Annotated in this window: 6 protein-coding genes; 5 read left to right on the forward strand and 1 reads right to left on the reverse strand. The window is 64.8% G+C overall.

From position 1 onward, the window contains the following. Positions 1–5 precede the first annotated feature (5 nt). From sbnA to IDH41_RS18355, 5 genes are read left to right on the forward strand one after another with little or no spacing between them, the layout of a single operon-like run. On the forward strand, positions 6–1,010 hold the full coding sequence (gene sbnA, locus IDH41_RS18335) for a 2,3-diaminopropionate biosynthesis protein SbnA (protein ID WP_317890773.1): 1,005 nt from the start codon (positions 6–8) through the stop codon (positions 1,008–1,010). A 5-nt stretch (positions 1,011–1,015) separates the two neighbouring features. Next, positions 1,016–2,050, forward strand: coding sequence for a 2,3-diaminopropionate biosynthesis protein SbnB (sbnB, locus tag IDH41_RS18340; protein ID WP_190863574.1), 1,035 nt, complete (start codon positions 1,016–1,018; stop codon positions 2,048–2,050). After that, entirely contained in the window at positions 2,047–5,091 is a 3,045-nt protein-coding gene (locus IDH41_RS18345; RefSeq protein WP_190863564.1) for an IucA/IucC family protein, read from the forward strand. The genes sbnB and IDH41_RS18345 overlap by 4 nt, the downstream gene beginning before the upstream one ends. Before the next feature lie 31 nt (positions 5,092–5,122). Continuing rightward, positions 5,123–6,469, forward strand: a complete 1,347-nt coding sequence (locus IDH41_RS18350) for an LLM class flavin-dependent oxidoreductase (RefSeq protein WP_190863566.1) — start codon at positions 5,123–5,125, stop codon at positions 6,467–6,469. Beyond that, positions 6,466–7,743 (forward strand): MFS transporter, encoded by a 1,278-nt coding sequence (locus IDH41_RS18355; RefSeq protein WP_190863568.1) that lies wholly within the window; start codon positions 6,466–6,468, stop codon positions 7,741–7,743. The genes IDH41_RS18350 and IDH41_RS18355 overlap by 4 nt, the downstream gene beginning before the upstream one ends. A gap of 22 nt (positions 7,744–7,765) precedes the next feature. Here IDH41_RS18355 and IDH41_RS18360 read toward each other — a convergent pair whose 3' ends face one another. Beyond that, the gene (locus tag IDH41_RS18360; RefSeq protein ID WP_190863570.1) at positions 7,766–9,340 is read right to left on the reverse strand and encodes a helix-turn-helix domain-containing protein; all 1,575 of its coding nucleotides are present in this window, start codon (positions 9,338–9,340) and stop codon (positions 7,766–7,768) included. Positions 9,341–9,526 lie beyond the last annotated feature (186 nt).

The following is a 9,526-nucleotide window of genomic DNA, read 5'->3' on the forward strand; positions in this document are numbered from 1 at the left end:
TCAGCTTGCAGGCAAATACTGTCCGGTTGGAAGACGCGGCCGCCGAGGCGCTGTCCTCGGTCGTGGAATGCGTCGGCGGCACGCCGCTCGTGCAATTGAAGCGTTTGTTTCCCGATTCGGGCGTCCGGCTGTTCGCCAAGCTCGAGATGATGAATCCGGGAGGCAGCATGAAGGACCGCTCGGCGCTGTTCATGATCGAGCAGGGCATCAAGAACGGCCTGATCGGGCCCGGGACGCATTTGATCGAAAGCACCTCCGGCAATCTCGGCATCGGCCTCGCCATGGTGGCGAAGATCAAAGGGCTGAAGCTGACGTGCGTCGTCGATCCGAAGATCGCGAAGACGAATCTTCAGATTATGAAAAACATGGGCGCGAACATCGACATGGTGACGGAGAAGGACGAGCTCGGCGGCTACCTGAACACCCGGATCAAGCGGGTGAACGAACTGCTGGCATCGACGCCGGATTCGTACTGGATCAATCAGTATGCGAACGAATGGAATTGGCAGGCTTATTATTCCACGGCGGCGCGCGAGATCGTGGACCAGATGAGCGGGCCGATCGACTGCCTCGTCTGCGCGGTCAGCACGACGGGCAGCATATTGGGCTTCTCCCGGCGCCTGCGGGAGTCGAACCCGAACTTGAAGGTGATCGCCGTCGACGCGGCGGGATCGGTCATCTTCGGCGGGCAGCCCGGCGCGAGGGAAATTCCCGGCATCGGGGCGAGCCGGGTGCCCGAGCTGCTCAGCCCGGACGAAATTCACGAGGTCGCGTACGTGAACGATTTGGAATCGGCGGAAGGCTGCAGGGAGCTGCTCGCCCGGGAAGGGATATTCGCCGGAGGCTCCTCGGGCTCGATCGTTGCCGCGCTTCGCAAGCTGCTGCCGTCCTTCCGGCCGTCCTCGACCGTCGTGACGGTATTCCCCGACAGAGGTGACCGGTACATGGACACGGTATACGACGAGCAATGGGTCAACAAATTGAAAGAAAACGGAGGATCGCCCGTATGACAACGATGCTGTATTTAAACCGCGACGATATCAAACTTGCCGGCGGCGAGTCGTCGGAGCTGTACGTGAAGGCCGTCGAGCGCGCGCTGTCGCTGCACGCGGCGAGCGACTTCGTACAGCCGCTGAAGCCGTATTTGCGCGTGAACGGACAGGAGGGGCATATCGCGGACCGCATAATCGCCATGCCTGCCCATATCGGGGGGGAGTCGCCGGTCTCGGGGCTCAAATGGATCGGAAGCAAGCACGACAATCCGTCCCTGCGCGGCATGGAGCGGGCGAGCGGCGTGATCGTGCTGAACGACCCGCAGAGCAACTATCCGATCGCCATTCTGGAAGCGAGCCTGATCAGCGGCATGCGGACGGCGGCCGTCACCGTCATCGGGGCGCGGCATTTGGCCAAGCGAAGCTTCCGCGACGTGGCTTGCGTCGGCTGCGGCGTCATCGCGCGGATGCAGCTGCTGTCGCTGCTGGAGCAATTCCCGGACATCGCGAGCGTTCATCTGTTCGACTTGAACCGGGATTCGGCGGCGCGGCTCGCCTCCGAGCTGTCCGTCCGGTTCGCCGGCGTGCGGTTCGCCGTCGAGACGAGCGCGGAAGCGGCAGTCCGTGCCGGCGAGGTGGTCGTCACCTGCACGGTCGCGGATCAGCCCTACATCCCGTTCGAATGGCTGCGGAAGGGGGCATTCGTCAGCAACATTTCGATTATGGACCTGCACAAGGACGTGTTCCTGCGCGCCGACAAGGTGGTCGTCGACGACTGGGAGCAGGCCAATCGGGAGAAGAAGATCATTAACCAGCTCGTCGTCGAAGGCCGATTCTCCCGGGAGCGGCTCTACGGGGAGCTCGGGGAGATGGTCGCGGGACGGAAGCCGGGCCGGGAGAACGAGGAGGAGATCATCGTCCTCAATCCGATGGGCATGGCGATCGAGGACATCGCCAGCGCTTATGAAGTGTACGCGCAGGCGCTGGCGGCCGACATCGGCAGCAAGCTGGAGCTGTTCGGCGGCGAGCGGGCCCATGCGGCGGGTGGACGAGGATGACGGGACGACTCGTACCGGCAAGCCTCCGCGTCATGGCGGAGCGCGAGCATACGGAACGGCTGCTCAATGCGTTTTTTCGCGAGACGGGGCGCTTCGATCCAAGGCTGGACCGCGAGGAAGCGCGCGGCTTGCTGCCGCTGGCCTTGATGGACGGGACGGACGGCGCGCCGGCCTGGTTCGCGATCCGGCTGAAGGCGGACGGCGCGGTGCTGGCGGGAACGATGCGACGGTACTCGGCGATGGGGCATCACCGGTACGGGGACGTCTTCTGGCACGTGAAGAGGGAGGCGGGCGAGCCGGGGAGGAGCGAGGCGAGCTTCCGCAAGCTGAACGGGACGCGGGACGTGGCGGTTCTGCTGCTGGAGGAGCTTGCTTCTCCGGGCGAAGGCGCAGGCCAGGGCGCGCTGGCTTCCCTGCTCGAGCGGATCGACAGCTCCATCGGCAATGCCTGCGCCTACCTCGAAGCATCGGACCCGGAAGAGCGGCCGCTCGCGGAGACGCACGGCATGGAGCGGGTGCGCAGGTCGGAGCAGTCGATGCTGCTCGGCCACCCGTTCCATCCGGCGCCCAAAAGCTCGCAAGGCTTTGACGAGAACGACAAGGCCCGTTATGCGCCGGAGCTCGGCGCGTCGTTCGTCCTGCACTACTTCGCCGTCGATCCCGCGCTCATGCGGGAGCGGCTGCTCGAGGAGACGGCGGCGGACGCCGATCCGCACGAGGTCGCCGCGGAAGCGCGGGCGCGGCTCGCGCCGGAGCATCGCCGCTATGCGCTGATACCGGCTCATCCTTGGCAGGCCGGCTATCTGCTGCGGCAGCCGGAAGTCCGGCGGCTGATCGAGACGGGCCGGCTCGTCCATCTCGGCGAATTGGGAAGCCGCGTCTTCCCGACGTCGTCCGTGCGGACGGTATGGGACGCCCGCGGCGCCCATATGCTGAAGCTGCCGCTCCATGTCCGGATCACCCATTTTTTGCGGGTCAATCCGACGGAGCAATTGGAGCGGACGATCGAGGCCAGCCGGGTGCTCGCGAAGCTGGGGGAGGAGCATCCGTTCGGCGACGCCTTCCATATCGTCATAGAGGACGGCTACCGGACAATGGAGTCCGATACGATCGGCGGCGGCCTGTCGGCCGACTTCGGCGTCGTCTACCGCCGCAATCCGGCCGCGCCCGGCCGCGCGCTCGAAGACCGCGACAGCCCGATGGTCGTCGCCTCGCTCCTCGAGGCTCACCCGGCAAGACGGGAGACGCCCTTGCGGGCCTTTATCCGCCTGGCCGCCACGGATCACGGGACGGTCGCCGATCTTCGGTTCGCGAAGAAGTGGCTCGCGCGATACGCGGAAATTTCGCTCGTTCCGCTCCTCTGGCTGTATGCGAAGCACGGTGTCAGCATGGAGGCGCATGTGCAGAACTCGCTCGTCGCGCTGGACCGCGGCTGGCCGGCCCGGTTTTTCGTCCGCGATCTGGAAGGGACCAGCCTGAGCGCCGAACGCGCGGGCAGCCTGTCCGGGCTGCCGGCGGACCATCCGGCTCTGTATGCGGACGAGGAAGCTTGGAAGCGGCTGGCGTATTACGTGCTCGTCAATCATTTCGGCCATGTCGTCCATGCGATCGCGCATGCGGTGGATGCGGATGAGCTGCCGCTGTGGCGGACGGTATACGAGACGATCCGGGATTCCGCGTTCCTAGAGGAAGCGGACCTTCGCAGAATGGGACTGTTCGACGATCCGCACTGGCCGGCAAAGGCGAATTTGCTCAGCACGGTCCGGCAGCGCGGCGAGAATCCGGATTACGTCCCGATTCCGAACCTGCTGTACGCCGTCGCGGAGAAGGACGACGCGCAGTCGTCGGCGGACATGGTTGCCGCACGGATCGCGAGCGAGAAGCGGCAGTCGCCGTCGCAGCCGTATTGCGCCTTTCTGTACGATCTGGACCATCTGAAGCGGCATGCGTCGCGCCTTGCGGATTCGCTGCCCGCGTTCTGCCAGCTGTTCTACGCGGCGAAGGCGAACTCGGAGCTGCCGATTCTGCGGGCGCTCGCCAATATCGTGCATGGCTTCGAGACGGCGTCCGCGGGGGAAATCCGCAAAGCGCGGGAAGCGGACCCGGCAATCCCGGTCATCTACGGGGGCCCGGTCAAAACCGACGGCGATCTCGCGGAAGCGCTCGAGCGGAAGGTGCGCCACATTCACGCGGAGAGCGCCTTCGAGCTGCGGCGCATCGACCGGATCGCCGGGGAGCGCGGCATCGTTGCGCCGGTGCTGCTGCGCGTCAACGTCGGCGGCTCCCTGCCCGACGCCACGCTGTTCATGGCCGGCGCGCATTCGCAGTTCGGCATCGACGAGCGGGCGTTGCCGGACGTGATGGGCCTCGCGCGAACGCTCCGGCATGTGCGGATCGAAGGCTTCCATCTTCATTCGCTCTCGAACAATCTCAGCTTCGAGAAGCATCTGGAGCTGCTCGCCTATTATTGCGGGCTCGTCAATAGCTGGATGAACGAGTTCGGGCTGGAGGCCGCCTACTTGAACGCGGGAGGCGGCATCGGCGTCAACTATGCCGACCTCGGCCGCCAGTTCGAGTGGGAGCGGTTCGTCCGCGGGCTGAAGGAGAGAATCGCGCCGCTATGCCCGGAAGGGCTGACGCTCGTGTTCGAGTGCGGCCGGTATATCGCCGCTTCCTGCGGGTATTACGCGGCGGAGGTCGCCGACGTGAAGAGCAATCACGGCAGCCATTTCGCTCTGCTGCGGGGCGGCACGCACCATTTTCGCCTGCCGGCCTCCTGGGGGCACAGCCATCCGTTCCGCGTCGTGCCGATCGAGGGCTGGGACTATCCCTTCGAGCGTCCCGAGCTGGCCGGCTGCCGCGTGACGCTGGCCGGGGAGCTGTGCACGCCGAAGGACGTCCTGGCGAGGGATTGCCGCACTGAGCGGATCAGAGTCGGAGACGTCGTTTTATTTCCGTACGCCGGCGCATACGGGTGGGCTATTTCGCATCATGATTTTCTCAGCCACCCGCATCCGCGGCATGTCTATATCGAGTCGTGACGACGACAGAAAGTTGGGAGTGGGTTAATTGATGGGGGATAAGCGAAAGCAGCTTCACCTGAATTTATTTCTGATGAGCACGGGCCATCACGAGGCGTCGTGGCGTCATCCGAACAGCGCGCCGGAGCGGGCCGTCGACGTGAACTATTACGTGAAGCTGGCGCGGACGGCCGAGCGGGGGAAGCTGGATTCCCTCTTCCTGGCCGATTCCTACGGGCTGCCGCCGACGATCAAGTACAAGGTGCTGCAGGGGCTGGAGCCGTTCACGCTGCTGTCCGCCCTCGCGATGGCGACCGAGCGGATCGGGCTCATCGGCACCGCGTCGACGACATACAACGAGCCTTTCCACGTGGCGCGTAAATTCGCGTCGCTGGATCTGATCAGCGGCGGGCGCGCCGGCTGGAATATCGTGACGTCGACGGGGAACACGACGGCGTTCAACTTCCGCGACGAGGAGTTGCCGGACCATTCGGACCGCTACCGCAGGGCGGAGGAGTTTCTTCAGGTCGTGAAGTCGCTGTGGGACAGCTGGGAGGACGAGGCGCTCGTTATCGACAAGCAGTCGGGCATTTATGCGGATCCGGACAAAATCAAGCCGATTTCGCACAAAGGGGACTACTACGCCGTCCGCGGTCCGCTCAATCTGCCGCGCACGCCGCAGGGGCATCCGCTGCTCGTGCAGGCGGGGGCGTCGGAAACGGGCAAGGAATTCGCAGCGATGGCGGCGGAAGCCGTGTTCACGGCGCAAAATAACATCGAAGGCGGACGGCGCTTCTATTCGGATTTGAAATCGAGGCTCGCGAAGTACGGACGAACGCCGGAAGAGGCTTGCATCCTGCCGGGCTTCTGCCCGATCATCGGCGATACGGAAGCGGAGGCGCGGGAGAAGGAACAGGCGCTGCATGAATTGACGCAGATCGATTACGGCCTGTACCGGCTGTCCAACCTGTTCGGCATCAACCTGGCCGGCTATCCGCTGGACGGTCCGCTTCCTTACGCGGATTTGCCGCAGACCGAGCAGATCAATTCGCAAAAAGGGCGCCATCAAATGTTCATCGAAATGGCGCGGACGGAAGGACTGACGATCCGGCAGCTGATGATGCGCACGGCTTCCTCGCGCGGCCATTTCTCGCTCGCGGGAACGCCCGTGCAAATCGCGGACGCGATGGAAAGATGGTTTGCGGAGGGGGCGGCCGACGGCTTTAACCTGATGCCTCCGTATTTGCCGGACGGGCTGGACGACTTCGTCGACAAGGTCGTGCCGGAGCTGCAGAACAGGGGACTGTTCCGGGAGGAGTATACGGGCGGCACGCTCCGCGAGCACTACGGCAGACCCCTCCCTTCCCGCGCCCTCCTGTCGGCTCAGCTTAAGGCATGACGAAGGCGGGCGGGGATGCGGCAACGGACGAGACGCGCAATTGGAGACTGAACCTCGCGCTGCTGTGGGCGGGCAACTTTCTCGTCACCGGCAGCGCGACGATGGTCATTCCGTTCCTTCCGCTCTATCTGGAGGAGCTCGGCGTGCCGGACGGCGGCGGCTCCGGCTTATGGGCGGGCGCCATCTTCGCGGCGCATTACGTGTCGCTGTTCGTCTGCCAGCCGATATGGGGACGCCTAGCCGACCGCTACGGCCGCAAGCCGATGCTGCTGCGCGCAAGCTTCGGCATGGCCGTCGTCATGGCCATGATGGGCTTCGCGGCAACGCCGCTGCAGCTGCTCCTGCTTCGCCTGCTGAACGGGGCGTTCGCCGGCTTCTCGCCTTCCGCGACCGCGATCGTCTCGACGAATACGCCGCCGGAGCGGATCGGCATGGCCATGGGCACGCTCCATTCCGGCAACATCGCCGGCACGGTGACGGGCCCGCTGATCGGCGGACTGCTGGCGGAATGGATTGGCCTGCGCGGCGTCTTCTCCGTCACCGGTGCGGTCATGCTGCTGGCCGCCGTCGGAACGGCCTTGTGGGTGAAGGATTACCGCAAGCCGGGTGCCGGCGGGGAGACGGACGCCTCGTCGGTGCTCGGCGGGCTTCGCGTGCTGTGCCGGACGAAGGAGATCCCGGCGCTGCTTGCCGTTAGCATGATGATTCAGTTCGCGCTCACCGGCTCGCTGCCTTTTATCCCGCTATTCGTGAAGGAGCTTCACGGGGATGGGGAGCTGCTGGCGTTGTTCGTCGGCTTGGTGAGCTCGGTTACCGGCGTGTCCAACATGCTGTTCGCCCCGCTGCTCGGGCGTCTGTCGGATCGGACCGATCCCCGCCGCGTCCTGCTCTGCTCGATGGGGGGAGCATGCCTCGTTGCGGTTCTCCACCTCGCGGCGACGGCATACTGGCAGCTGCTGGCGCTCCGCTTCCTGCTCGGCCTGTGCATCGGAGGGCTGATCCCGACGGTCAGGACGCTGCTCAAGCAGTACGTGCCGAAGGGGATGGAGACGCGAGCGTACAGCTTCGATACGAGCGCGGTCAGCCTTGGCAGCGTGCTCGGGCCTTTGCTGTCGGGCGCATCCTTCGGATGGATCGGGCTGCGGGGCGTCTTTCTGCTCACCGCATGTTTAATGCTGTTAAATGCCTGCTGGACGTGGAAAAGGCTGGGCTGGCCCCGTAGCAGCCCGATCGGGGCCCGGGGAGCAGCGGAACAAGCGAATAAGCCGATATGACCGCAGCGGCGGTCATATCGGCTTATTCGTCATTCAGGCGCAGAAGCGAATCGATGATATCGCTTCGGCCGCCGGGGGTCCAGCTCATCGCGTACCAATTCGGGATGAACCGGACGCGGCGGCTCCGCACCGCTTCGTGCCCCTGCCAGAACGGGCTGTTCACGAGCCGCCCCAGGACGTCGTCGCTGCCCGGTCCGCGGCGAAGCTTCTGCACGAACAAATAATCGGAATGAAGGTCAAGCCGGGCGAGCTGCTCCGGCTCGACCTCTACCTTGCGGTCGATGGCCGGGCTCGAGCTGCCGGCGGTCAGCCCGAGCTCGCCGTAGAGAAGCTCGTTGAGCGGATGCCCGGGCAAGCCTTGGATCCGTACGGCACGGTCGGTAATCCGCAGCAGCGTCAGGCTTCCGCCCTCCAGGGACGCGCGCAGCCGCTTGCGGGCGTCGTACGTCCGCTCCGCGAGCCGGTCCAGCGCAAGGCTGGCGTTCCGCTCGCGGCCGGTCAGCTCGGCGATGTACCGCAGGACGCGGCGCCAGTCGTCGTGATGCCCGATGCATACGGTCGGCGCGACCTCCTTCAGCCGCTCCTCGAGTTCCCGGTGGTACCGGTCAATGAGAATGAGCTCCGGCCTGGCCTCGCGCAGCGCCACGAGCGCGGAAGCGACGCAGAAGGCGTGCCGGGGGCCGTCCGTTCCCGGATAGCGAAAGCAATTCAGGCGCGCGACCGGATCGGTTCCGAGCGAATGCAGAATATCGCCGAAGTTCGAGCAGGCGACGACGGCAATCCGGAGCGCGCTCCTTTTGATGTACAGATTGGGGGCGATGCCGACGGACTGCTTGAACACCCGGCTGAAATAGAACTCGCTGTTGAACCCGACCTGCGCGGACACCTCCTTCACGCTGAGGCCTCCCGCCGACAACCGGGCCTTCGCTTCCTCCACGCGGAGGCTGGCCAAATATTCGAACGGTGTCGCTCCCGTCGCTTTCTTGAATTTGCGGGAGTAGGAGGTCGGCGTCAGCTTCGCGATGTCGGCGAGCCGCTCGAGGCTGATGTTCTCGTGCAAATGCCGGCGGAGGTAGCTCATGCTCTCGCGAAAGCTTTCCTCGGCCACCGGCGCCTGCTCCTGCTCCAGCATCTCCTTCAGCATGTCGCCGTAGAGCTCCTGAAACAGCAACTGAAGCTTGACGTCATCCCGGGATCCCCGCGGTTTCCGCGCTTCCGCATAGAGCCGCTCGATTCGCTCCGCCGTCTGGCGCTTGCCGCGCAGCCTGACCTCGCCGCCGGCGAGCTTCAGCGGGATGTCGGGAACGTCTGCGAGCGTCACGCGGCCTGCATGCTTCGCGACCGTTACGGGCTCCAGGAGGAGCAGGTAAATTTCGAGTTCGCCGCCGTCGCCGGCAAAACGGACGACGGAGCCGGGCGTCAGGAGGATGGGCTGCAGCGCCTCGAGCTTGCGCGCGCGGCCGTTAACCGTAACGGAACCGGACCCTTCGGTCAGCAGGCCGAGAAAATAGGCGGGCACGCGCCGAGTCCGCATGAAGGCGTCGGCGCTGCGGTATTTGCGAATCGAAGAGAGGAAGATCGTCGTCCGTCGAATCATTCCGGCATCTCCTGTCTATTGGAAGGTGTAGTGGCTGCTTCGAGTAGCGCCAACTTTTTCCCTTATTCCGCTAAAAAGGTCGGGATCGCGCCAAATAAGGGCACAAATTACCTCTATTTCGCTCAGACGCCCCAGTGGAGCGCCGAAAGAGAGGCAATAGCGCCAACTTTTTCCCTTATTCCGCTA

Origin of the sequence: Paenibacillus arenilitoris, from assembly GCF_014705655.1 — a bacterium.
In the GTDB taxonomy this organism is placed as follows: domain Bacteria; phylum Bacillota; class Bacilli; order Paenibacillales; family Paenibacillaceae; genus Pristimantibacillus; species Pristimantibacillus arenilitoris.

What these genes read in the sequence shown, in the direction of transcription:
- sbnB (WP_190863574.1), top strand. Translation starts at nt 1,016, where the DNA reads ATGCTGTATTTAAACCGCGACGATATCAAACTTGCCGGCGGCGAGTCG.
- IDH41_RS18345 (WP_190863564.1), top strand. Translation starts at nt 2,047, where the DNA reads ATGACGGGACGACTCGTACCGGCAAGCCTCCGCGTCATGGCGGAGCGC.
- IDH41_RS18350 (WP_190863566.1), top strand. Translation starts at nt 5,123, where the DNA reads ATGGGGGATAAGCGAAAGCAGCTTCACCTGAATTTATTTCTGATGAGC.
- IDH41_RS18355 (WP_190863568.1), top strand. Translation starts at nt 6,466, where the DNA reads ATGACGAAGGCGGGCGGGGATGCGGCAACGGACGAGACGCGCAATTGG.
- IDH41_RS18360 (WP_190863570.1), bottom strand. Translation starts at nt 9,340, where the DNA reads ATGATTCGACGGACGACGATCTTCCTCTCTTCGATTCGCAAATACCGC.